The sequence below is a fragment of the Mycobacterium sp. genome (assembly GCF_032162605.1).
Lineage (GTDB): Bacteria > Actinomycetota > Actinomycetes > Mycobacteriales > Mycobacteriaceae > Mycobacterium.
Genome location: NZ_JAVROT010000377.1, coordinates 23,287 through 44,366 on the forward strand (window position 1 = coordinate 23,287; position 21,080 = coordinate 44,366).

Consider the following 21,080-nt stretch of genomic DNA (forward strand, 5'->3'; position numbering starts at 1 on the left):
AGACCCGTCTGGTCGACATCTTTCGCCCCCGTGGTTTGGACGCGGAAGACGATGCGCCGTCACGCCGACGGCGGTACTATGCCCGCGAGCAAGCACAAGGTTTTCCGACTCCGCGGACAGATAGGGCTAGACGTGAAGAAGCTGATCGTTGTTGGTTCCGGTGCCATCGGCGCGCTGGCTGTGTCGGCGCTTCTCGGCGGTGGTGTGGCCTCGGCCGACGACTACGCCGGCCAAAAGTACTCGGACGCATCCTCCGCTGCCAGCGATGCGGGTCAGACGGTCGTGGTCGCGGGAAGGACCGGCGACAAGCTGGCGCAGGACGAGTGCATCGTCGAGCGCTCCCAGACTGCGCCGTTCGCAAGTGCCAACGACGGCGTTCACGTCGCCTCCACGGTGCAGTTCTACTTGAACTGCAACGGCGGTTACGCCACCGCCACCACGCCAGGCACTTCGGTGGGCAGTCAGGAGGGCCGGGAGGCCAAGGCCGCCGCGGACCAGGCCGCTGCCGCGCAGAACGAGCAGGATCAGCTGGCAAATGCCGGCCAGACGCCTGGCGCACCCGGCGCGTAACTAACGGCTTGACGCCCGGCTGAGCAGCATGTCGACGCAATAGTCGATGAACTGCTCGCGGGTGGTGGTCAAGCGGCCGTTGAGATAGGCCGTGAAGAGCGCCGTGAGCGCGCCCACGAGGCCGGTGGCCACCATGGCCTGTACCGCTGGATCGGTGATTCGGGTCAGCTTGTGTTGAAGCAACTCGATGAAGCTGGGCATCCATTCGGCGCCCGACTTCGTCAGCACAGGTTCCCGCTCGGGCGCGATCAGCAGCACCCGCCCGCGCACGGGGTCGTCGACCACGAGGGCGACGAATCGTTCGACGGCGTCGCGCGGTGTGGTCGATGACGTGAGGGCGCTCATCGCGGTGCTGCAGACGTGGTCGTATACCGCGCGCACGAACTCGTCACGGTCGGTGAAGCTCTCGTAGAAGTAGCGTTCGGTCAGTCCGGCAGTGCGGCACACGGCACGGACGGTGAGGGTCGAACCGTCGTCGCCGCCGAGAACGTCGACTCCGGCAGCGATCAGTTCGTCACGCCTGAGCGTCTGTCGGTCCTGCAGTGGTACGCCGGACCAGCGGCCCTGTCGTTGACCGGAAGGCACATCGCTCCTAAGCTCACCTGACAACGCTCGTAGTCAGAGTATTCGCCCATCCCTAGGGAAGGTCATCAGTGACTCAAGATACGTCTGAGGCATGCCCGGTGACCAGCCGATCTGAGACAGTCGGTTCCGGCGGGCAGGAGCGTAGCGACGGGGGGATCGATCCCGGTTGTCCCGTGTCGCCCGGCGGTTATGACGCTCCACCGCTTCCGCTTGGTCCCGATTCTCTGACGTGGAAGTACTTCGGCGACTGGCGAGGACTCCTGCAGGGGCCGTGGGCGGGGTCGATGCAGAACATGCATCCTCAGCTTGGTGCGGCGGTGGAGGAGCATTCGACCTTCTTTCGGGAACGGTGGCCGCGGTTGCTCCGGTCGCTGTATCCGATCGGCGGCGTCGTCTTCGACACCGACCGGGCCCCTCGCACGGGCGCCGAGGTCCGCGAATATCACACCGACATCAAAGGTGTTGACGCTCAAGGCCGCCGGTATCACGCACTCAATCCGGACGTCTTCTACTGGGCCCACTCCACGTTCTTCGTCGGGACGCTGATCGTGGCGGAACGGCTGTGCGGCGGCCTCACCGAGGCGGAGAAGCGCCAACTCTTCGACGAGCACGTCGAGTGGTACCGGATGTACGGCATGAGCATGCGCCCTGTCCCCAAGACCTGGGAAGAATTCCAGGCGTACTGGGACCACATGTGCGCCAACGTGCTCGAGAACAACTACGCGGCGCGCGCCGTACTGGACCTGACCGATCTGCCCAAGCCTCCGTGGGCCGGGAAGATGCCGGACTGGATGTGGCGGTCGCAGCGAAAGGCGGTGGCGCCCTTCTTCGTCTGGTTCACCGTCGGTCTCTATGACCCGTCGGTTCGAGAACTGATGGGCTACACGTGGTCTGGGCGCGACGAGTGGCTGCACCGTCGCCTCGGCCAGCTGGTGCACGTGGTGTTCTCGCTGCTGCCCAAGCGCCGGCGCATGCATCCACGCGCTCGTGCGGGTTGGGACCGGGCGGCGGGCCGACTTCCCGCCGATGCATTGTTGCCGGAGACTCCGGCGCGCAACCTGCCGCCGCTCGACGAGCGCGACAACCCGATGCACTACTGCCCGAAGGTCTGACGTACGTCTAGCGTGGGACCGGTGGCAGCCCCTGAACTCCTCGGTGGGCGCTACCGGATCAGCGGTGTCCTGGGCCATGGCGGCATGGCCACGGTGTACGACGGATGGGACCTGCGGCTGGGTCGGCCGGTGGCGATCAAGCTGCTTCACCCGGGACTCAGCGCCAATCCGGAGTTCCGGGATCGGATCGCATTCGAGGCACGGTCGGCTGCAGCGCTCAACCACCCGAACATCGTCGTGGTCCACGACAGCGGTGAAGACTCCCAACACGGCGGTGCGCCGTACCTGATCATGGAGCGGTTGCCTGGACGGTCACTTCTCGACGCGATCGCCCACGGGCGGCTGGCGCCCGATCAGGTGCATCGAGTGCTCTCCGACGTGCTCGCCGGATTGGGCGCCGCACATTCGGCCGGGATCCTGCACCGCGACATCAAGCCGGCCAACGTCGTGTTCGGGGCGGCCGGGGAGGCCAAGATCGCGGACTTCGGCGTGGCGAAGAGCGGCGGCAACGATCTGACCCAGATGGGACAGGTGGTCGGCACGATGGCCTATCTCAGCCCCCAACGGATCGCCGGTCAGCCCGCCACCCCGCTCGATGACCTGTACGCAGTCGGGGCAATTGGCTACGAGGCACTGACCGGGCGAATGCCGTTCCCGCAGCCCGAACCGGCGGCATTGATGCGCGCGATCGCGCAGCACGACCTGGCGCCTCTGCTGGCCGTGAGACCCGATGTCGATCCCGCCCTGGCGGCCGTCATCGACCGCGCGATGGCGCCGAACCCGGCACATCGCTTCCCGCACGCAGAGGCAATGCGTACCGCTCTTGACTCGGGGCGACCGCCGACTCTCGTGCTGGCGTCTCCACTGGCTGGGGCTGGGCCGCCGTTGACCGGTGCGGTGCCCCCACCGCCTTTACCCGGCCGGCGTCGCAGGACGTGGGCCGCGTTCGCCGTCGCAGCGGCCGTGCTGCTTGCACTCGTCCTCGCCGTCGTCGAGTCGACCGGTTCGCGGCCGGCCACCCGGGACACCCCGACGACGTCGACGCCAAGCCTCACGTCAATCGATCCGTCGACACCGCCGCAGACGGCGACGCCTTATCCGCCGACGACCGCAGAGACGATCCCGGAGCGGCCAGGCAACGGTCACGGAAACGGCGGTCCGAAGAAGCCGAAGCACGGTGCGAACGGCTGAGCGGCATCGTCAACGGGTGCAGAGCTCGGCGGCCGTCTCTTCGGCGATGATCTGCTGGACCGGTTCACCGAGGTGCTTCGCGAAGTCCTCAGTGGCCTGCATGTTCCAGTGGCCGTCTTGGTAGACCATCGTCCTCGAGCGTTCGATGCCGTGCACCTTCATGAGCACGATCGCCTGGTCACCGGAGTCCAGGCGCAACCCCGTCACGCTGATCGGGGGTCCTGGTTTCTTGCAGGTCTCGTAGAACGTCACGAAGTCTTCCTGAGTGATCCGGTCACGGACGTCCTGCTCCATGTCCTCCCAGACGCCCGCGAAGTCTCCCGACGTAAAGCTGTCGATGTTCTTCTGGGCGGCGGCCGTGGCAGCCGCGAGGGTCTCCGGCACGTCTGTCTGCGCCGAACTCGAATCCGAACCCTGGGTCGCCGCGACGCGAACGACGGACGAGCCGGATGCGCCGTGTGCGGAGACGCAAGCCGAGCACGCGATCGTCACCAGCAGCAGCGCCAGGAACCCAACGACCGATCTCATGGCGGAAGGGTAAACCGTATACGGCCGTTATGGTGCCCTATGGCGTCGACAGCGCGAACTGGCCACTGGGCACCAGCCAAACCGGGACCGGGGGGCTTTAAATCTCGTTGAGTGCACAGAAGGACGTGCCCATACGACGGCGGCCACGACGTTCCTCGCGTCGTACCCGAGCAAGGGGTGCATGTCAGCGCGGTGCGGATTGGCTCAGGTCGGCGGTGTGAATGCCGTAGGGCACCGCGTTGAGCAGCGTCACGGGCAGGTCTTTGCCACTGGGGATGGAGTAGGTGCGCTGCTCACCGATGCGCGGGCCAGCGATCGCGCATCGGATCGTCCTCACCGACGAAGGGGGTGCCCTCGCCGTCGCGGATCAGCACGGCGACCGTGCGCGGCCACCGCCCACCGCACCGTGTCTTCCGCCGAATGAGCACCGATGGCCAGGAGCACATCACCGACGACCACGCGGCCGTGCGCGTCCTCGTGCATCACCACGCTGTGCAGTTCGGTGGGACCGCGGCACTGCGCAGAAGCGCAGGCGGACCCCATAGCCCCCCAGCACGTTCACCAAACGGTCCAACGTGACCACGGGCCGCCCCTCGTGTCGACCGGATCCACCCAGCGTAACTAGCGGCCGGTCGCAGAGGGGCGACGCGGTTACCGGTCTGGCTGGGTGTCTGCCAGGTGTGCCGCGAGGGCGCGTGCGTCGTCGGGAATTACTGGTGGTTGCAATATCAACGTGTCGCCGTTGGACGTCGAGCCGGCATCGGGTGCAGGGGCCTTGTCGCGTTGCTGCGCTGCCGGGGGTGTCGTCCTTTCCAAGAATCGCAGCAGTTCGACGGGGAAGGGCAGTACCAGGGTGGAGTTCTTCTCGGCGGCGACCTCGACGACGGTCTCCAGGAGTCGCAGTTGCAGGGCGGCCGGGTGTTCGGCCATGATCTCGGCGGCTTGGGCCAGCTTTTCGGATGCTTGAAGTTCACCGTCGGCGGTGATGACCCGGGCCCTTCGCTCGCGTTCGGCTTCGGCCTGGCGTGACATGGACCGCTTCATTGAATCGGGCAGCACCACATCCTTGATCTCGACGCGATCGATGTGAACACCCCAGCTCAGCGCGGGGCTGTCGATCATGATTTCCAGCCCCTGGTTGAGGCCCTCCCGATTGGAGAGCAGGTCGTCGAGGTCGCTCTTTCCGATGATCGAGCGCAGCGACGTCTGAGCGACCTGGCCGATGGCTGACACGTAGTCCTCGACGTCGACGGCGACCCGCCGCGGGTCGCACACATTGAAGTAGATGACGGCATCTACCCGGACGGTGACGTTGTCGCGGGTGATGCCGTCCTGGGCGGGCACCGGCATCGTGATGATCTGCATGTTCACCTTCTCGAGGCGATCAGCCAACGGCATCAGCAACGTGAGACCCGGCCCGCGCACAGCGTCTTGCACGCGCCCGAACCGGAAGACGACGCCGCGTTCGAATTGTTTGATGACCCGGAAGGTGGTTCCCAGGCCCAGCAGACCAACACCCAACAGGGCACTCAGTGCGTACAGGATGGACATCATTGTCTCCACTTCTGCCCGGGGGCCGGTCGGCGGTAGTCGTCGGCGGGCTCGGGCCGCTTATGTGATCAATTGTCGCGCTGCACGAGCCGGGCGTGGCGATGTGCGCGAGTTGCGGGGACCTGTGCAGTACCGCACGGCGTCGCGTTCATGCTCACTGAGCACTGGACACCTCCGCTGACCAGGCTCTCCACGACCGTCACGCACTGACCGCCGCTCACCTTTCTGCGCTGGCTCGCATTGTGGAACAGCACGGTCGACCAGATGTATCGGGGCCCGATCGCCGAGCGCGCAAGATCCAGGCCGCAACAATCGCCTGGGCGATGCACCGTCGGCTCACGCGAAACGACTCGCTGGCACTCGATGACCTTGTCCGACCGTGAATCAGGCCGCATGTGCCCCGATGGTGGCCGCGGCGACGGCGGACGAACACGTGAGCTAGTAGCGGTTTTGATGATCGAAAGACGCCATGTCCAGGTGCGCCGGATCTACGACGATCCGACGCCGAGCGACCGCACCTGCGTTCTGGTGGATCGGATCTGGCCACGCGGGTGAGCAAAGCCCGCGCGCATCTCGATGAGTGGTGCAAGGACATTGCCCCATCTGCCGAACTCCAAACGTGGTACCGCCACGATCCAAAGTTGTTCGACGCGTTCGCCGATCGCTATCGCGTCGAGCTGATCGAACCTGGTCGCGCCGCTCTGCTAGTCCATCTGCGTCATTTGGCCGCGCGGCAGATGCTGACGTTGCTGACCGCGACCAGAGCAGCCGACATCAGCGAGGCCGCGGTGCTCGCCGATCTCATCGCGTCAAGCCCCACTTCCCCGGACTAGATGTTTTGAGAACGTGCCAAGTTTCTTTCCCACCGCGCCGTCCCGCCCGGCAGGTTCTCGTCGGACGAGAAGCTGCAGGAACTCGCGGTTGATGAACAGTCGATCGCGGCCGGTCTTGACGTTCTGGGCCATGCCGTTGTCAGCGAGGGTGTTCAGCCAGCTGGCCGCAGTAGGACGGGATACGTTGCAGCGGTCCATCACGGTGGCGATCCGGCCATTAGGGCTGCTCGAATAGGACCGACTGAATTGCCAAAAAAGTTCTACATCTTCGAACTTCATGCGAGTTGATTTACATGTCTAAAACACTCCGTCTGGTCGCCGGGACCGTAGGAACCCAGGGCGCGGCACAAGGCGGAACCAGTCCACCGTCAGACCACTAATCGGACGGTTCCGGGTATGTGTGTGAGTACGTGGCGGATGATCCTGAGATGGGCGCGCGGCGCGGCGGCCCAGAACGGAGCAGTTGGGTGACCGCTAATGATCACGACCAGACCTCGGACGACATCGCGGGGGAGATGACCTCGGTCTTCCGGGCCAATTTCGTCGAAAAGCCCGACACATGGGTTACGGCTTCGGGGCAAACCCCGCCACCGGGCTCGGCCGCCCTGCTCGTCGTCAAACGCGGCCCCAATGCCGGATCACAGCTCGCTCTCGACAAGGCCATCACCTCAGTCGGGCGCCACCCGGACAGCGACATCTTCCTCGACGACGTCACCGTCAGCCGCCGGCACGCCGAATTCCAGGTGAAGGAGAACAACGACGTCCAGGTTGTCGACGTCGGCAGCCTCAACGGCACTTACGTCAACCGCGAGCCTGTGGACTCGGCGACGCTGGCCGACGGCGACGAGGTGCAGCTCGGCAAGTTCCGCTTGGTGTTTCTGACCGGGGGGACCCGCCGCTAATTGACGGCCGGAACGGGGCGACCGGGCAGCCGCCATGATTAGCACGACACTCGATGACCAGCGCTCACCGAGCCAAACGGATCTGAATCACCGGTCCGACGGCCGGTAAGCCCGAGGAGTCCCGTACACGAAGGCTTTCGGGACAGGCCCCGGGCGTCCTTGAAGCAGTCGCTGTCTCGTCGGTAGCTACCGTCAGAATGACGCCCCGTGTGAACTAATCAATACCGAGATGTAGAGCTGCGACGAGCATCGGCGGACGCCGCCAGAGCGGTGGCCGTACTCGTGGCGTTCGCCAAATACTCCGGTGAACCTCGCTGCGCGTGCGACGGCGATACACGCTTCACACGGGCGCTGCGAGGATCTGATGGTCCTGATATGTCGGAGCGGAGGTTGCCGCAAGATCACCTCGATCAATCCACGTTGCGCAACGGCTACCTGCCACGGCGATAGGAGTCCCGACGCGGGGGATGGTCCTTCGATGGCGTGCGTGGAGTGCCGGCTGCCGGTCTGCGCGGAATGCAGGGGAGGACCCGTCGACCGGATTCCCAGCATCTGCGACTCCTGCGGTGCGAGTCCTTACCGAGATAAGTAGCGGTAGGCGGTGGCGCGGCCAATTCCGAATGCTGCGGAGAACTCGCGAACGGGTTCGCCGGTCGCGGCCAGCCGCCGAAGCTGTTCTTGCCGTTGGGCATTGAGTTTGGTCGGCTTGGTGGCCGGCAGACTTCGGCTGCGGCGCGATTCGCGGGAGACGGCGCGACGCTCACGGCCTAGTTCGAGTTCCAGCTCGGCGAGGGTGGCCATGATCGCAGCCACCGCACGTCCTGTCGGGGTGGCCGTGTCGATTCCTTCACGTAAGGGGCCCCGGCACATAATGCCCACGATCGCGTGTGACTCCGCGTCACGTGCAAGAGCCCGGGGGTGGTTCTGCTGGAGGAAGTGTCCAGGAGTCGAACGGCGATGAGTTTCGCCGTGGTTTGCCGTCTGTATTCATGCACCGGATCAACCGCATTCTCGAGGAGAGCATCATGACCGCCACTTACACCTTCGACGTCTTTTCCAGCCTCGACGGCTATGGGGGCGTCAGCGACGGCGACTGGGGCGGATACTGGGGCAAGCAAGGCCCCGAACTGCTCGACCACCGCCTCGCCTTATACGAGGCGGAGCAGCGAATGGTATTCGGGTCCAACACCTATCGGGCGTTCGCGCAGATGCTGGCCTCGGGCACCGATGAGTCGGTTCGTGACCCATGGGTCACCCGGATGAGGAGCCTGCCGGCGACGGTGGTGTCGACCACCCTGGATGGACCACTCGACTGGCCGGACGCGACCGTCGTGAGCGGTGACGCCGTCGACGTCGTTGCCCGCCTCAAGGAGGAGTCCGAGGTGCCGTTGCGCTCGCACGGCAGCCTGTCGATGAACCGGGCACTGATGGCCGCCAGCTTGGTTGACCGCGTCCAGGTGACGCTCTTCCCCGTGATCACCGGTCGGACCGGTGATGACCCGATCTTCCGGGGTGCGGCCGACTTCGACCTCGAGCTGATCGAGAGCCGGACGCTCGACGGCAACATCCAGGAGCTCATCTACCGGCCCACCCCGCATGTCTGAGTCCGTCCAGCGTGCCGTCGATCGAGGAGGTGACGGTGGAGGGTAAAACGTTTGGGTTTCGCTACCTGCCATGCAGCCGTTCCTCACCCCTCGCAGACGAACCCGACTGTCCGTAGAACGTTCGGGTGACGGCACACCATCAGGTCCGGGCCCGAGGCGATGTCACCTCTGCGCACGGACTCACGGTCACCACCATGACCGACATCGCAAGCAATCACCGGTGCAGTCACATGAGGCCACGCGCAAACGACCATGAGTGGGCCGTGCGAGCCCGAGCCGCCACCGGCTCAGGGTTCGAGGCCGCTACCGACGGTGCGCGGTGAGGGACCGGCTGACCGGTTGTCAGTCAGTCGCGGAACGTCCGGTACCAAACGGGCGGGGTCAATTTCTGTTGGGCGCTTTGCGTAGCGGCGATAGGGCTGCGGTGAGCGCGGCGACCGCAAAGGCGGTGATCACGTCGATGAGCGTGGCGCGATCACCGATCAGCCCGACGAGGAGGCCGGCAATGAGAGCTCCGAGTGCGGCCGTCGTTCGATTGATCGAGCGCCTGGTGGCGTTCACTCGGCCGAGAAGATCGTCCGGCGTGAGCGCCTGCCAGTAGCCCATCTCGTTCGAGTTCTCCATGCCGGCGGCGAGTCCCTGCAGGGCCAGTGCGACGAACAGCAGAGCATCGCCGACGCCGGTTGGAGGGGCGATGGCCACGAGAAGCCATGTGAACGAGTACGCCATGCGCGCGAGGATGATCACCCGGCCAGATCCGATCCGATAACCACACCGGGGTGCGATCGACGCACCGATCAGGCTGGTGATGCCGAAGACCGTCAACAGCATCCCGAATGCGTAGGCAGTGAACCCGAGCGATCGCAACGCAAGAAGGGAAAGGACCGTCATCGCAGCGCCGTTGGCGAGGAACCAGACGTGCGTCGACGCCGCCAATGGGCCGAGCGTGCGATGGCGATACGTCCACTGCAGGCCGTCGCGCATCTCGTCGCGAAAATTGCGAGCGGGGGAGTCGGGTCGGGGCTCGTCAACGCGGATGCCCGCGTTGAGTGCTGCATCGACGAGGTAGCTGATCGCGTCGAGGGCAATCGCTACGGGGGCTCCCAGCAGCCCGACGAGTCCGCCGCCGATTGCTGGCCCGAGAGTCTGTGCGGCGGCGTCTGTTTGATCGAGGCGCGCATTGGCCGACACCAGTCGCGCTCGGGGCACCAGGCGAGGAAGCAGCGATTGGGTCGCGGCGAACCCGAAAACGGAAAACGCGCCGAAGAACACCAGCGCGATAGCCAGCATCCAGATCTGCAGTACCCCCATGAGCCACAGGATCGGAACTGCACTCAGGGACAGCGCGCGCCCGACGCTCGCCCAAACGAGGATGGGTTTGCGACGCCACCGATCGGTGTACACGCCGGCGATGAGTCCGAGCAGCGCATACGGCACGAACTGCGCGGCGTTCACGACACCGACCTCGAACGGTGTCGCGCCGAGTAGTCGGACTACCAGTACTGGCATCGCGACCGCGGTAACCGCCGAGCCAAACGAACTGATCGCGGCAGCCGTCCAATAGCGAGCAAACGAAGAGCGAGGGGCCGGGGCGAGAGCATCTCCCATCAACTCACTCCCTCACGCACGTCTGCTATCGACAGTAGCCGAGCGATCACGGCCCACCGAAAAACCAGTGCCTGCCCAGGGAAGCCTCCGGTGACGGAAAACCGGCCGGGATGCTGCTGCTGGTCCGCGATGCCACTGTCACCTACTGCCGCTCCAAAACACCCATCTCGCCCGCGCGATGAGCGAAGCTGACGTCGTCGCCGCCGTCGGCCGCACCCAGACTCATCAAGGACCACTGGGAGGCGGCATCGGTTCACGTTGTCTTCCAATCACTCTGGGCCGCTAGGGCTGAGGTTGACGCTCGCCCATCCATTGTTTGCAACCATTGCCGTCGTTAGGGTCAAACGATGGCAATCGTGCTGCTGCATAGGTCGTCTGGGGTGATCACGCTGGAAGCCGGCAGCGCCTCCGACTTCGCCCGCGATCATGGATTCGACATGGAGCCGACCGTCCTCGACGGCGATGAATGCGTCGACTGGCTCCGATTCGCGTCCCCCACGGCGTGTACGCGCCTCAAGAAGACTCGGCGCTGCTCATCGACGCGCTGCGTGCCACGGGCCGCGCTGCCGGCAGCCGGGTCGCCGATCTGTGCACGGGAAGCGGCGTGGTCGCATTGGCCGCCGCAGCCCAAGGGGCGGCGTCGGTGGCCGCCTTTGAGACGAGGTCACGTGCGGTCACCTGCGCGAGGGCCAATGCGTCAGCGGCCGGACTCGACGTCTCGGTGCATCGCGGATCCTGGGCGCGGGCCGCCGAATTCAGGTCGTTTGACGTGGTGACTTGCAACCCGCCCTACGTGCCCTACGCCGAGGACGCCGACGAAGAGCCGATACCGGCCGACGCCGGACCGGACGCCGCGTGGAATGCCGGGCGCGATGGGCGTCAGGTGCTCGACCCGTTGTGTGAGCGCGCCCCGGAGCTGCTGGCCAAGGGTGGCACCATCCTGATCGTGCACTCCGAGTTCGCCGACGTCGATCGCACGGTCGAGGGGCTTCGTGCTGGCGACCTGCGCGCGGATGTCGTTGCCGAGCAGTGGATCCCATTCGGTCCGGTCCTAACTGCGCGGGCACACTGGCTGGAGCACGTCGGCCTGCTCGAAACGGGCCTGCGCCAGGAACGTCTGGCTGTGGTGCGGGGGGACCGGTGGTGAGCGACCGAAAGCCACGGACGGTTCGGATCACCCCGTCGGGCCCCGTGGTGCAGGGTCTGGGCGCATCGAAATGTCGGACGGTGCGGCGGTGGAGTCCGAGCGCTGATATTCGGCTATCAAACGTCTCAACTGTTCGGCCCGGCTCCGAGGCTTCGGTTGCGAGCGGCACCAGAACTCGCCCGGCGATTTCGCACGGGGTCATCTCTAGGCGTTGCGGTCAGCCGTGGCGGGTGTGGATGACACGGCCGGCGAGTTCGACCAGTTTGATGTTTTCTTCTTGGCTCAATTGCCGCAGCATCTCAAACGCGCGCAGGCCGTCGACGCCGAACCGCTCCATGATGATGCCCTTCGCCTGGCCGATGTGGTCGCGGGTCATCAATGCGGCTTGCAGCTGCTGTTCCTGTTGGGTGGCGATGATCGCGGCCGCGGCGTGGGCCGCCAGCACGCTGCCGACGGATTCGTCATCGGCTTCCCATTGCCGCGGCTGGAAACCGAACAAGTTGAGCGCACCGGCGGTCCGATCGCCGGTGTAGAGCTTGAAGGACATTCCGCTGAGCACGCCAATGTCTACGACGGCGGGCGAGTACTGAGGCCACCGCGTTTCTGTACGAAAGTCGTCGGTGCGCACGATGGTGTCCGCCACGGCGGCCTGCACGCATGGGCCTTCGTCGAAGGTCATCTGAAGGATGTCGAGTTGATGGGGTAGCTCGGAGGTAGCCGCGAGCGACTCGAAGCTGCCACGGGGCTTTACCAGCAGAATGCCTGCGGTGTCGACGCCGGGGATGAGTTCGACGGCAGCAGCCGTCACTTCGGCGAGCACCGCATCGAGCGTGCGCTCACGCGCAAGTGTTCTCGCCATGTCCGCCATGCGGATGGCTAGATCACGGTTGGCCAGGCTCGTCACGCGTACATAGTTCCCCGTGCGCAGCGGTCCCCAAACGCGGGCCTGGCCCCACGGCCAGACCGCCGATATCGGAGAAGTAGGGGCCCTGCAGGCCTGTGCGGTGCTGCAGCCGGTGGCTGCACGTGACACCGCTAACAATAGTTAGCAGGTTGTTTGCAGCGGTGAGCGGCGGGGCATAAACGTCAGGGCCGAGTCGGATAGCGGCGAAGGAAGGAACGCCATGGTCTCGATCTCGACAGCCATCAGTTCGGAGATGACAACCGCGATCCGGGACTTCGGCACCGGGGTGGAAACGCGAGGCCGCGAGCTGGGCTCATCTGTGCGACAGTTGTTCGGCTCGGTGGGTTCCAGCGAATCGTCGCGCAACCGGATCGCGCGGGAGTTCTACACGTCCCCGACGCAGCTTCTGAGCTGGGCGGTGAGCGCACTAGGGGCGTCGGTGCCGATCTCCGGGCCGCGCGCCAGCGACCCCGGGTCCGACACTTCCGATCCGACAACGGTTTTCGTCATCGTCGATCGATCGCGTACCCGCTGCTAAGCCCGTGGGCAACGCATGAGCAATTCTTGGTCAGCTGGTATCGATCAATCGGCCTGCAATCGGCCTGTAATCGTCGGCACTGGGTGGCGCGTGCCGCGGTCTCGCCTCGTCGGCAACGTTCACGACATCTTCAAGGAGTACAGCCGCTACATGCCAGCATGGGATGCTGCACGCTGGTGAGTCTTGGCCATCGGGGTTGGCTACCAGGCTCTCGGCGCGGGCCTTCGGCCTCGGGCGCTGGCCCTGCTTCATCGTGAAGCCAAACGTCTGCGCGATGTTGGTCCCGGCAGGCCACCGGTCGATGCGACCGCTGCTTAGTCGATGTGGCATCGTCGGGAGCATCGAACTCCATGCCGCACCAACCGGCCGTGGGGCAGCGTCGTCCGCGGTCGCGACTGCTCCGGACTCGGAATCACAGACCGTGTGCCTAACTCATGGCTCCACAGGCTGCCACACCATCACCGCCACGGCGGCAAGGCTTCCGGGCACCCACAGCCCGACGTTTCGGGCTTGAATCTCGTGAGCGGGGCATCGTCGGCCTCCGTCACGATGCTCCCCGCTCGGGGTTGGTGCGGCCGGGCCGCGCGGCCCGCGTGGACGGAATGTGGCCGGACAGGAGTCGGGCGTTGTCGGATTCGAGTTGGGTGTTGCGGTGTTCGAGCTCCAGGATGCGAGCGATACCGGTGAGGTTGACGCCGTCGGCGATGAGGTCGGTGATCCGGGCCAGGCGGGTCAAATCATCCTCGCTGTAGCGGCGGGTCCCGCCGTTGGTGCGGGCCGGGGTGAGCAGTCCGCGCCGCTCGTAGAGCCGTAGGGACTGCGGATCGAGCCCAGACATCTCGGAAGTCACCGAGATGCCGTACACACCTCGGGCGGATAGGGGCGTCGCGCCGTCGTCGCTCAACGGGGGTCTTCCATCTCGTCCCATCTCGTCGAAATTGGTCCTTGCACAAACTATCACCGGTGATATATAAAAATCTGTGTCAGATCACATAGATCTGGTAACTCAGTCACAGGAGGTGGAGATGATGTTGATGCGTACCGATCCGTTCCGTGATCTCGACCGCTGGACCCAGCAGGTGTTGGGCACCGCGGCGCGGCCGGCAGTGATGCCGATGGACGCCTGGCGCGAAGGTGATCAATTTATTGTTGAGTTGGACCTGCCGGGCATCGACGGTGATTCTCTGGGTCTGGACGTGGAGCGCAATGTGCTCACCGTGCGCGCCGAACGTCGCGGGCTGGATCGCGAGCGGGAAATGGTGTCCGCGGAGCGCCCGCGGGGGGTGTTCAGCCGCCAGCTGTTCCTGGGTGACACCCTCGACGCCGACGAGATCCAGGCGAGCTACCACGACGGGGTGTTGCGATTGACGATTCCAGTCGCCGAGAAGGCCAAGCCGCGGCGCATCAAGATCGCCAGTAGTGAGGAGAAGGCGGCGATCAACGCCTGACCCGATGATCGGCCGTGCCAAGACATCCGGGAAGGGGGTGAATGAGTTGAATACCGACACACAACGAGACGATCCGGTGCTGCTCGGTGCGGCGGAGGCGATCGTGGAGGCCGAATGGATACGACTACATCGCGACGAGCACTGGTGGGACGGGGAGCTCGGCGGACTCCTCGCCGAGGTGGCAACACCTCGGCTCCAACCGCCGCAGGCCCGCACCACCACCACCGTGCGCGGGCGGCAAACTGCGGCCCGACCGAGTGGAACGAGGCGGTGGCGCGCGCGGCGCTTCCCCGGGCGTCTGGTGTGGGCCACGCAGCGTGCGCCCCCGGCGTGCGCAGCCGCTATTTCGTCGAACAGCATTGGACAGCAACGGAGGTGATGCCCTGAGCGATTGCCGCGAGCACGCAATCGGCGCCCGCGCCGCCCACGACATCTGTGAATGGGTGACCGCGTCGGATGCAGCGTCCAAGTGACCTGCGCGCGCACCGCCACCAGTAGTGGCAACCCCTGAACGTGGGCCGCGCGGCGTCGTTGCCCGGCAGGGGTGGCCCTGACCCAGTCACGGGCCACCCCTGGCGTGCTCCTGCACGGCCACTGGGTATCAACCGATGAGTGCGCACGTCCAACCCATTCGTCCGCCCCCGGACGGCCTACATCTGGCGGCAAGCAGAGGGAACCGTCCCGCCCCGGTGGCTCCCGGTTCACCTTCGCCGCCGGGAGTCACCGCCCTGGATCGTCACTGAGGGAGAGCATGGTGCAACAGAATCCCGACCCGTACACAGTGTTGGGTGTGTCACCGGAGGCCAGCCATACCCAAATCACCCACGCCTACCGTAAGCAGGTGCGCGCGCTGCACCCAGACGCCCGCATCACCGCCGCACAGACCACAACGGTCGCCGACGCCCAACTCCGCGACGTCTTGGCCGCCTACGCCCAGCTGCGCCACCCCGACGTCACCTCCACCACGCTATCTCGCGCATCAGATGCGCCCGCGCCGTCCACATGCACCCCCACATCCTCACGGGGAGTGCAGATCCCGGTCATCCGGCGCGACGAACACGCTCAAACACCTCCCGCGCAGCGCCCACCGTTATGGGCAGGACCCGTTCGCCGACACAGGAAATCAGTGGACGGCCGATGAGAACCGGCGCCGACGACGACATAGACCCGCCATCAGTCCCCGATCGTCGAACACAGCGATAACCGGGCAAGGTGATGCGGTTCGCCGCCATGATCAAGCAACTCCGTCAAGATGCCCACACCGAACCCCTCGTCGCCACCGGTGCAACCGACTGCGCGAAGTTCACGCCGGCGTAATTGGCGAGCTGGAGAACGAGTAAAAGCACTGCGCAACACCTGCAGCCAGTGCCGAATCTCGCTCAGCGAGTAGGACGGCCGCTCGTTCAGCGGATAGCCGCTGGGCCAGTCACCGTGCTCGGCATCGTGCTAGGCGTGCCATGCCAGGAACGCGACCTTCGACGGTGGGAACCCGAAGCGCAGGACCTGAAACAGTGAGAAGTCCTGCAGCACACAGGGCCTTACGTTGTCCTCGCTCGCCGACCCAGCTGCGAACGGGGAATCGGTACTGCGTGTGGCGCGGGCCCCCCTCGACGTCCAACATAGCGAGCACAGAATTTCGGGTCGGCGGCCGAGTGCGCACATGCAGCTTGGGTTCAATGGCCTCGGTGAAATCGGCGGTCCCGTCGGCCTCGACTGGTGTGGCCAGCTTTAGGCAGAGGTGTCGCACTACACAAGCAACTCAGGTTTCGAATCGCCAGGACCGAGCATTCTCACCCCCGGAACCTTCGTGTTCATTCAAGTCGCGTCCAGCCCCGGCGCTTACCAGATTCGTTGGGGTCGCCGTTCGCGCAGTCGACGCATACGCACTCCGACCGCCCCGGCCGCCGGGGACCTCAACACCATCTCAGGGACAACTCATCGTGAAGTTGTTCCTATTATCAGGAGAAGAACCAGATGACTGAGTACGACAAGGCTGATCAGGCGCGCAAGGGTTTGATCGATTCGATCAAGGGCAAGGCGAAGGAAGTCGCCGGCGCTGTGTTGGGCAATGACTCGCTGACCGCCGAAGGCCAACTCGAACAGACCCAGGCCCAGGAGCGCAAGGAAGCCAACAGTGTCGAGGCCGTTGCCGATGCGGAGACCGCACAAGCCCACGCCGATGCCACGGAAGCCAAGCTGGAAGGCACTGCAAACCGAATCGCGGTGAGCGCGAAGACCGCTGCAGTGGAGAACTCCGTCCAAGCGCAACTGGACGCTCAGAAACGCGTGGCCGAGCAGGCTGGCCAACGGGACGCTACCCAGGAGAAGGCTCAGGCTGAACTCGACGCTCAGCGCGAGGTGGAGCGGGCAAAAGCCCAAGAGCGCGTCGACGTGGGAGCCGCCGCGAGCGACGTCGTCGATGCCGTCGACGATCACCAGGCGCTTCAGTACAAGAGGCGGCAAGTGCCCGGACGGCGGCCGAATGCGGCAGCGTGCCGACAGTTTGACCAACCAATCCGATCTGCCTTGAGCATCGACATCACATAGGAGTTCGCAAGGAGGATCACCAGAGTTCCGTTGGCAGTCTTGCGTTTTCAGTACCAGCTCGTCCGGTTCCCGCTGCAGTTGCTCAAGGAGCGGGTGGTGGCGCGGATGGAGACCGAGGCGCCTGCCCGTCTAGTATACGAGCGCTCGCTCGGCGTCCTGGACGCGACCGTCGGCGGTGCGCTCGGCGATCCGAGGCTGAAGAGGCGTGGGGCCGCGCTCGCCGACCGCAGCGACGCGCTTGGTCGTGCCGCTCAGCTAGAAGCGATTGCTACGCAAAAGCAGAAGCAGGCTGACGCCGAACTGCAGGCGGCGCGTGACGAAGCAATCGAGGACCAGAACGAGGCACGGGCAGCGAAGGAGCGCGCGGTCGACGAAGCACGCACCGCAGCCGACGAGCGCAAGCGCGCTGCCACCGAGGCAGCCGTAAAACGCACCTCCGCGGCAAAGCAGCAGGCCGACGACGTGGCTGCCCGGCGCAAGAAGACGGCCGAGGAGACCAAGCGCGAAGAACAGACAAGAATTCGGGCGGCCGAGGCAAAGACCCGTGCGACGGCTGAGTCCAAGCTCAAGGATGCGAAGGCCAAGCGCCGCGACGCTGCAAGCAAGCGTGCGCAGGCGGACCGCGTGGCGGAATTGGCAGACGCGGAGAAGCGGAAACGGCAATCTGCGCGGGCCAGCAAGTCCTGACAGCAGATTCGTGACCCGCGGTTGAGTGACGGTTCGATTCACCGCGTCGGCACAGTGCCGAGCGCGGTGAACGTCCGTGAGGACCAGAGGTGGTTCGCCATGTCTCAGACCCACAGATCGTCCGGAGTGATGGCGGGCCTGCTCGATCGTGACCTGCACTCCACGGGAAGCGATCTCCGTCTCTGCGGTCCTTGTACCCTCCGCGGTGACGAACACCGACCCGTCACCGGTTGTGGATGTTGCCTGCAACGGGCAACGCGTTATCTGACCAGCAGCGAGATGACCGTTTGGTTGAGCCGACGGCGCGGCCATCCCCGCAAGCCGTCGGATTTCAGTGCCGCCTGCGCGGCGTTGCCGCCGCAGATACCGTGCACGCTGCCGCCGGGGCTGGCCGAGGCACTGCCCAGGAAGACGTTGGCGAGCGGGGGTTTCAGCGCGGCCAAAGCCTGGTGTGGGACGGAAGATCACCTCGTTGTTGCAGCTGGGCCGTACCACCGTTGATCGCGCCGCCGGACAGGTTCGCGTTGTTGGCGTCCAGATCCGACGGCCGTTGCACCGTCCTTCCAACGACGTGGGCCCCGAAGCCGGGCGCACGCTCCTCGAGCACCCGGTCGACAGTTGCCGCCAGCTGGTCGGCGCACTCGTCGTCGATGATGTCACGGGGAAGATGTTTGTAGGCCCAGGCACTTTCGGTGCCGGCCGGCGAACGCTGGGGTCGGCCGCGGTCATCTGCCCGAAGAGGATGAACGGCTCCTCGGGCACGGCGGCGGTGTTCAGGTCCGCGAGCCACCGGAGGAGCCCGTGATGGTCGGCCCCCAAATGGACGGTTCCGGCATCACGCAAGCTCGACGAACGTCCTGTCGATCCCCCGACTCATCCGGCGCGACAAAATGTTTCCCTACGTGGGTGCGAGGCCGGGGTGCACGCGTCAGTCTGCGATGCGGTGGCACGGGTTAACCGGCTGAATCGCGCAAATTTTGCTGCACCAATACGGATCTGATGCGCATGTCCATAGCGGTTTCTTGTCGGATCACGGCTTGTCTTCGCCGCGCCGGACGCCAGTTACGTGGGCCGGTGCATCAGCCCCTTCGTCATGACCCTGAGTCTCGGGAGCCTGCGAAGCGGGCTGCTCGTCGGCTGGCGACGCCGTCGCCCCGCCGGGGGTGTCCGCTGGTTTCTGAGACCTATAGTCGGCATCCTCCTCTGGTTGCGTCGCTCCACCTGTGCCTGGGTCGTCGGTCTGACCGCTGATTTTGCCGCTGGTTTGTCGACCTTCGTAGGGCGGTATGGCGGATCCGGTGTCCTGGGGCGGAAGGGGTCCTGAGCCGCCGTAGACGGTGTCGTCGTCTGGATCGCTGAGGGGTGGATTGGCGTCCTCATCGACGGTCCCGGCTGGGCGGTTGGCACCGCCAGACCCTGTGTGAGGTGCGCCGCTGTTTTCATCGTTACTGTTCATATCGATCTCCTTTGGCCGCACCCGGGTGTGTGACGCTGCTCACATCCGGTTACCCCAGCGAGCCAGCTCGAAACGCGTCACATCGGCGAACCGTTCACGATGCATCAACAGCCGGGTCCGCAAAAGTTTGGCGCGATGGTCTTTACCGCTTCTGGGGTAGTTGTACATCGTCGGCGGGATTGGTGGCAATGAAGCGCGATCGAACGGCGTAACGAAGTACCTGGTCCACGACTTGGTAAGCCTGCACCACCCGCGCGGCGGACAGGCCCCTATCCGCGCGGTCCGGCCGGGACGACTTCCTTTGACGCACTCCCGGATCGGTGGCCAGCGTATGCACCCACGCCTGGACGTCGGCGTGAGTGATGTCTCGCACTGCTATCTCACCCCAGCGGGGGAGTAGCCAGTACGTCGAGCAGTGATCTGTATCCGGCGCGTGTCTTCTCTTTGAGGCCGCTCTTGGAGTCGAACCATGGCTCGGCAACGCTGAGGAAGGGCGAGCCCCCTTCTTGTGATCGGTATAGGTGCCCGTGCTCAGCGCCGTCGTCACATTGGTTACGTGAGCTTGTGCCTCACCCTTGCGGTCGAACGCTTTGGATCGCTCGTTCCCGTTGTGATCAACTCACCGTGCAAGCCACGGCCAGCCCTGACCATGGCGCACGGGTCGTGACCTGAGTGCCCGGGGAACAGTGCTTGCTGTCCATGCACCAGTGGGCGGTATCAGCACTGTCCGACGGGTGCGGCACGGCCTCGTCACGGCCTGGCGTGCGGTGCCAGCGGTCTTCGACTTCTGCCCGTGAACTGCGCTTTGGCATGGCCCAATCTAGGCTCCTGCGGACCGCCTGCGGACTGGACTTATCCAATGCGAGGAGCCGCATCGGCATAAAACGCTCTGACCTGGTCTTTTTGGTGCCCCCACCAGGGCTCGAACCTGGGACCTGCGGATTAAAAGTCCGTAGCTCTACCAACTGAGCTATAGGGGCGTGGAGAATCACGATACTTGCCGCCCCGGCGGCTGCTGTGCGCGGAGCGGCCCCCAGTTCGCGTTTGAGGAATTGGGGGTCGGTAACCTAAGCTATCGAAGCTCCCAATGCGCTGGCGTTGCGAGTACCCCGAAGAGATTCGGCTTTGGCCCCCATCGTTTAGCGGCCTAGGACGCCGCCCTTTCACGGCGGTAGCACGGGTTCGAATCCCGTTGGGGGTACGACGCAATGACGGTAACGTCGGAGTAGCAGTAAAAGTAAGGCCCTGTGGCGCAGTTGGTTAGCGCGCCGCCCTGTCACGGCGGAGGTCGCGGGTTCGAGTCCCGTCAGGGTCGCCAAACGGCGACGCAAGGTAATCCGTGCCGTCCCGGCCAGGTAGCTCAGTTGGTACGAGCGTCCGCCTGAAAAGCGGAAGGTCGCCGGTTCGATCCCGGCCCTGGCCACGTCAGAGGCTATTTTCGCCTTGATATTGACCGTCACTCGACGTTTATTCGGCGCTTATACCGGCGGCCCGGTCCAGAACATCGGCCACCTCGCCATGCACCTGTCCTCGGCTCATGTAGACATCCTGAGTCATCGACGGACGCGCGTGGCCGAGCTGGTCGGCCCCGATCCGCGCCGACAACCCGCTGTCGTCGATGAGCGTGGCCACAGTCTTGCGGAAGCTGTGCGAAGACACGTCGGGCAACCCGAGCGATTCACGGACTTCGCGCCACTGCTTGCCGAAGTTGTCCGGGTCCCGCAGCGTGCCCGCCGATGACGGGAAGATCACACCGGCCGTGTTCGGCCGCGGCGCTTCACCCTTGCGACGGTGCAGCGCGTCCACTGCGAACTGGGGGAGCGGAACCGATCGTTCCGCCCCGCCCTTGGTCGTGTCCTGCCGGACAAG

Annotated in this window: 20 protein-coding genes, 4 tRNA genes and 7 pseudogenes; 17 read left to right on the forward strand and 14 right to left on the reverse strand. The window is 65.2% G+C overall.

Translation table 11 applies throughout. The features are described 5' to 3' along the window. Positions 1–132 precede the first annotated feature (132 nt). Entirely contained in the window at positions 133–570 is a 438-nt protein-coding gene (locus tag QOI01_RS21135; RefSeq protein ID WP_526384390.1) for a hypothetical protein, read from the forward strand. Here the strand turns inward: QOI01_RS21135 and QOI01_RS21140 are convergent, their stop codons facing one another. Continuing rightward, complete coding sequence (locus QOI01_RS21140; protein WP_526384391.1) at positions 571–1,155, reverse strand: TetR/AcrR family transcriptional regulator; 585 nt, start codon at positions 1,153–1,155, stop codon at positions 571–573. 68 nt (positions 1,156–1,223) lie between these two features. Between QOI01_RS21140 and QOI01_RS21145 the strand changes: the two genes are divergently transcribed. Together QOI01_RS21145 and QOI01_RS21150 are read left to right on the forward strand one after the other, a co-directional pair. Further along, positions 1,224–2,267 carry an oxygenase MpaB family protein gene (locus tag QOI01_RS21145; RefSeq protein WP_526384393.1) on the forward strand — a complete coding sequence of 348 codons (1,044 nt, stop codon included), beginning with the start codon at positions 1,224–1,226 and terminating at the stop codon, positions 2,265–2,267. Positions 2,268–2,288: 21 nt separating this feature from the next. After that, on the forward strand, positions 2,289–3,458 hold the full coding sequence (locus QOI01_RS21150) for a serine/threonine-protein kinase (protein ID WP_526384395.1): 1,170 nt from the start codon (positions 2,289–2,291) through the stop codon (positions 3,456–3,458). Positions 3,459–3,467: 9 nt separating this feature from the next. Here the strand turns inward: QOI01_RS21150 and QOI01_RS21155 are convergent, their stop codons facing one another. From QOI01_RS21155 to QOI01_RS21170, 4 genes and pseudogenes are all read right to left on the reverse strand, one after another. Then, a complete protein-coding gene (locus tag QOI01_RS21155) occupies positions 3,468–3,986 on the reverse strand; it encodes a hypothetical protein (protein ID WP_526384397.1) in 519 nt (172 codons plus the stop codon). 184 nt (positions 3,987–4,170) lie between these two features. Then, a pseudogene (locus QOI01_RS21160) lies at positions 4,171–4,308 on the reverse strand (GreA/GreB family elongation factor); the annotation flags it as partial. Between the two features lie 59 nt (positions 4,309–4,367). Beyond that, positions 4,368–4,569: pseudogene (locus tag QOI01_RS21165) on the reverse strand (PucR family transcriptional regulator); the annotation flags it as partial. A gap of 68 nt (positions 4,570–4,637) precedes the next feature. After that, a complete protein-coding gene (locus QOI01_RS21170; RefSeq protein WP_526384399.1) occupies positions 4,638–5,537 on the reverse strand; it encodes a slipin family protein in 900 nt (299 codons plus the stop codon). Between the two features lie 222 nt (positions 5,538–5,759). On the opposite strand from QOI01_RS21170, the pseudogene QOI01_RS21175 reads away from it, so the two are divergent. Together QOI01_RS21175 and QOI01_RS21180 are read left to right on the forward strand one after the other, a co-directional pair. Next, positions 5,760–5,920 (forward strand): annotated as a pseudogene (locus tag QOI01_RS21175) (group III truncated hemoglobin); the annotation flags it as partial. Positions 5,921–5,990: 70 nt separating this feature from the next. Further along, a pseudogene (locus tag QOI01_RS21180) lies at positions 5,991–6,370 on the forward strand (DUF488 domain-containing protein). Here the strand turns inward: QOI01_RS21180 and QOI01_RS21185 are convergent. Next, positions 6,347–6,649 carry a hypothetical protein gene (locus QOI01_RS21185; protein ID WP_526384401.1) on the reverse strand — a complete coding sequence of 101 codons (303 nt, stop codon included), beginning with the start codon at positions 6,647–6,649 and terminating at the stop codon, positions 6,347–6,349. The pseudogene QOI01_RS21180 and the gene QOI01_RS21185 overlap by 24 nt on opposite strands. 149 nt (positions 6,650–6,798) lie before the next feature. Between QOI01_RS21185 and QOI01_RS21190 the strand changes: the two genes are divergently transcribed. Beyond that, a complete protein-coding gene (locus tag QOI01_RS21190; protein WP_526384402.1) occupies positions 6,799–7,272 on the forward strand; it encodes an FHA domain-containing protein in 474 nt (157 codons plus the stop codon). Positions 7,273–7,848: 576 nt separating this feature from the next. Here the strand turns inward: QOI01_RS21190 and QOI01_RS21195 are convergent. Continuing rightward, positions 7,849–8,127: pseudogene (locus QOI01_RS21195) on the reverse strand (helix-turn-helix domain-containing protein); the annotation flags it as partial. Between the two features lie 170 nt (positions 8,128–8,297). Here QOI01_RS21195 and QOI01_RS21200 point away from each other — a divergent pair. Beyond that, positions 8,298–8,876: a dihydrofolate reductase family protein gene (locus QOI01_RS21200; protein ID WP_526384404.1), complete on the forward strand. Its 579-nt coding sequence runs from the start codon at positions 8,298–8,300 to the stop codon at positions 8,874–8,876. 381 nt (positions 8,877–9,257) lie between these two features. Here QOI01_RS21200 and QOI01_RS21205 read toward each other — a convergent pair whose 3' ends face one another. Beyond that, positions 9,258–10,484, reverse strand: a complete 1,227-nt coding sequence (locus QOI01_RS21205; protein ID WP_526384406.1) for an MFS transporter — start codon at positions 10,482–10,484, stop codon at positions 9,258–9,260. Positions 10,485–10,950: 466 nt separating this feature from the next. On the opposite strand from QOI01_RS21205, the gene QOI01_RS21210 reads away from it, so the two are divergent. Then, complete coding sequence (locus QOI01_RS21210) at positions 10,951–11,631, forward strand: HemK2/MTQ2 family protein methyltransferase (RefSeq protein WP_526384408.1); 681 nt, start codon at positions 10,951–10,953, stop codon at positions 11,629–11,631. Between the two features lie 217 nt (positions 11,632–11,848). On the opposite strand, the gene QOI01_RS21215 is transcribed toward QOI01_RS21210, so the two are convergent. Further along, entirely contained in the window at positions 11,849–12,535 is a 687-nt protein-coding gene (locus QOI01_RS21215) for an ANTAR domain-containing protein (RefSeq protein ID WP_526384410.1), read from the reverse strand. Between the two features lie 253 nt (positions 12,536–12,788). On the opposite strand from QOI01_RS21215, the gene QOI01_RS21220 reads away from it, so the two are divergent. Next, the gene (locus QOI01_RS21220; protein ID WP_526384412.1) at positions 12,789–13,073 is read left to right on the forward strand and encodes a hypothetical protein; all 285 of its coding nucleotides are present in this window, start codon (positions 12,789–12,791) and stop codon (positions 13,071–13,073) included. A 544-nt stretch (positions 13,074–13,617) separates the two neighbouring features. Here QOI01_RS21220 and QOI01_RS21225 read toward each other — a convergent pair. Further along, the gene (locus QOI01_RS21225) at positions 13,618–14,001 is read right to left on the reverse strand and encodes a MerR family transcriptional regulator (RefSeq protein WP_526384414.1); all 384 of its coding nucleotides are present in this window, start codon (positions 13,999–14,001) and stop codon (positions 13,618–13,620) included. Positions 14,002–14,098: 97 nt separating this feature from the next. On the opposite strand from QOI01_RS21225, the gene QOI01_RS21230 reads away from it, so the two are divergent. The 3 genes from QOI01_RS21230 to QOI01_RS21240 all read left to right on the forward strand — a co-directional run bounded on the left by QOI01_RS21230 (position 14,099) and on the right by QOI01_RS21240 (position 15,662). Then, entirely contained in the window at positions 14,099–14,521 is a 423-nt protein-coding gene (locus QOI01_RS21230) for an Hsp20/alpha crystallin family protein (RefSeq protein ID WP_526384416.1), read from the forward strand. A 46-nt stretch (positions 14,522–14,567) separates the two neighbouring features. After that, the gene (locus tag QOI01_RS21235; protein WP_526384418.1) at positions 14,568–14,900 is read left to right on the forward strand and encodes a hypothetical protein; all 333 of its coding nucleotides are present in this window, start codon (positions 14,568–14,570) and stop codon (positions 14,898–14,900) included. Between the two features lie 375 nt (positions 14,901–15,275). Next, positions 15,276–15,662: a J domain-containing protein gene (locus QOI01_RS21240; protein WP_526384420.1), complete on the forward strand. Its 387-nt coding sequence runs from the start codon at positions 15,276–15,278 to the stop codon at positions 15,660–15,662. Between the two features lie 186 nt (positions 15,663–15,848). On the opposite strand, the pseudogene nadE reads toward QOI01_RS21240, so the two are convergent. After that, positions 15,849–16,078: pseudogene (gene nadE / locus QOI01_RS21245) on the reverse strand (NAD(+) synthase); the annotation flags it as partial. 417 nt (positions 16,079–16,495) lie between these two features. Here nadE and QOI01_RS21250 point away from each other — a divergent pair. Together QOI01_RS21250 and QOI01_RS21255 are read left to right on the forward strand one after the other, a co-directional pair. Beyond that, positions 16,496–17,068, forward strand: a complete 573-nt coding sequence (locus QOI01_RS21250) for a CsbD family protein (protein ID WP_526384422.1) — start codon at positions 16,496–16,498, stop codon at positions 17,066–17,068. Positions 17,069–17,098: 30 nt separating this feature from the next. After that, positions 17,099–17,755 (forward strand): IF2 family translation initiation factor, encoded by a 657-nt coding sequence (locus QOI01_RS21255; protein WP_526384424.1) that lies wholly within the window; start codon positions 17,099–17,101, stop codon positions 17,753–17,755. Between the two features lie 260 nt (positions 17,756–18,015). On the opposite strand, the pseudogene QOI01_RS21260 reads toward QOI01_RS21255, so the two are convergent. Continuing rightward, positions 18,016–18,610 (reverse strand): annotated as a pseudogene (locus QOI01_RS21260) (phytoene desaturase family protein); the annotation flags it as partial. A 1,505-nt stretch (positions 18,611–20,115) separates the two neighbouring features. After that, positions 20,116–20,191, reverse strand: a tRNA-Lys gene (locus QOI01_RS21265). Positions 20,192–20,339: 148 nt separating this feature from the next. Here QOI01_RS21265 and QOI01_RS21270 point away from each other — a divergent pair. The 3 genes from QOI01_RS21270 (at position 20,340) to QOI01_RS21280 (ending at position 20,634) form a co-directional block, all read left to right on the forward strand. Next, positions 20,340–20,412: transfer RNA gene (locus QOI01_RS21270), tRNA-Glu, on the forward strand. A 40-nt stretch (positions 20,413–20,452) separates the two neighbouring features. Next, positions 20,453–20,529 (forward strand) — tRNA-Asp (locus QOI01_RS21275). A gap of 31 nt (positions 20,530–20,560) precedes the next feature. Continuing rightward, positions 20,561–20,634: transfer RNA gene (locus QOI01_RS21280), tRNA-Phe, on the forward strand. A gap of 44 nt (positions 20,635–20,678) precedes the next feature. On the opposite strand, the gene QOI01_RS21285 is transcribed toward QOI01_RS21280, so the two are convergent. Further along, positions 20,679–21,080, reverse strand: a 402-nt coding sequence (locus tag QOI01_RS21285) for a site-specific integrase (RefSeq protein WP_526384426.1), incomplete at its 5' end; no start/stop codon positions are given.

Coding starts and splice junctions, on each gene's coding strand:
- QOI01_RS21220 (WP_526384412.1), top strand. CDS start 12,789: ATGACAACCGCGATCCGGGACTTCGGCACCGGGGTGGAAACGCGAGGC.
- QOI01_RS21230 (WP_526384416.1), top strand. CDS start 14,099: ATGATGTTGATGCGTACCGATCCGTTCCGTGATCTCGACCGCTGGACC.
- QOI01_RS21225 (WP_526384414.1), bottom strand. CDS start 14,001: ATGGGACGAGATGGAAGACCCCCGTTGAGCGACGACGGCGCGACGCCC.
- QOI01_RS21185 (WP_526384401.1), bottom strand. CDS start 6,649: ATGAAGTTCGAAGATGTAGAACTTTTTTGGCAATTCAGTCGGTCCTAT.
- QOI01_RS21170 (WP_526384399.1), bottom strand. CDS start 5,537: ATGTCCATCCTGTACGCACTGAGTGCCCTGTTGGGTGTTGGTCTGCTG.
- QOI01_RS21190 (WP_526384402.1), top strand. CDS start 6,799: ATGGGCGCGCGGCGCGGCGGCCCAGAACGGAGCAGTTGGGTGACCGCT.
- QOI01_RS21200 (WP_526384404.1), top strand. CDS start 8,298: ATGACCGCCACTTACACCTTCGACGTCTTTTCCAGCCTCGACGGCTAT.
- QOI01_RS21250 (WP_526384422.1), top strand. CDS start 16,496: ATGACTGAGTACGACAAGGCTGATCAGGCGCGCAAGGGTTTGATCGAT.
- QOI01_RS21155 (WP_526384397.1), bottom strand. CDS start 3,986: ATGAGATCGGTCGTTGGGTTCCTGGCGCTGCTGCTGGTGACGATCGCG.
- QOI01_RS21210 (WP_526384408.1), top strand. CDS start 10,951: ATGCGTCGACTGGCTCCGATTCGCGTCCCCCACGGCGTGTACGCGCCT.
- QOI01_RS21205 (WP_526384406.1), bottom strand. CDS start 10,484: ATGGGAGATGCTCTCGCCCCGGCCCCTCGCTCTTCGTTTGCTCGCTAT.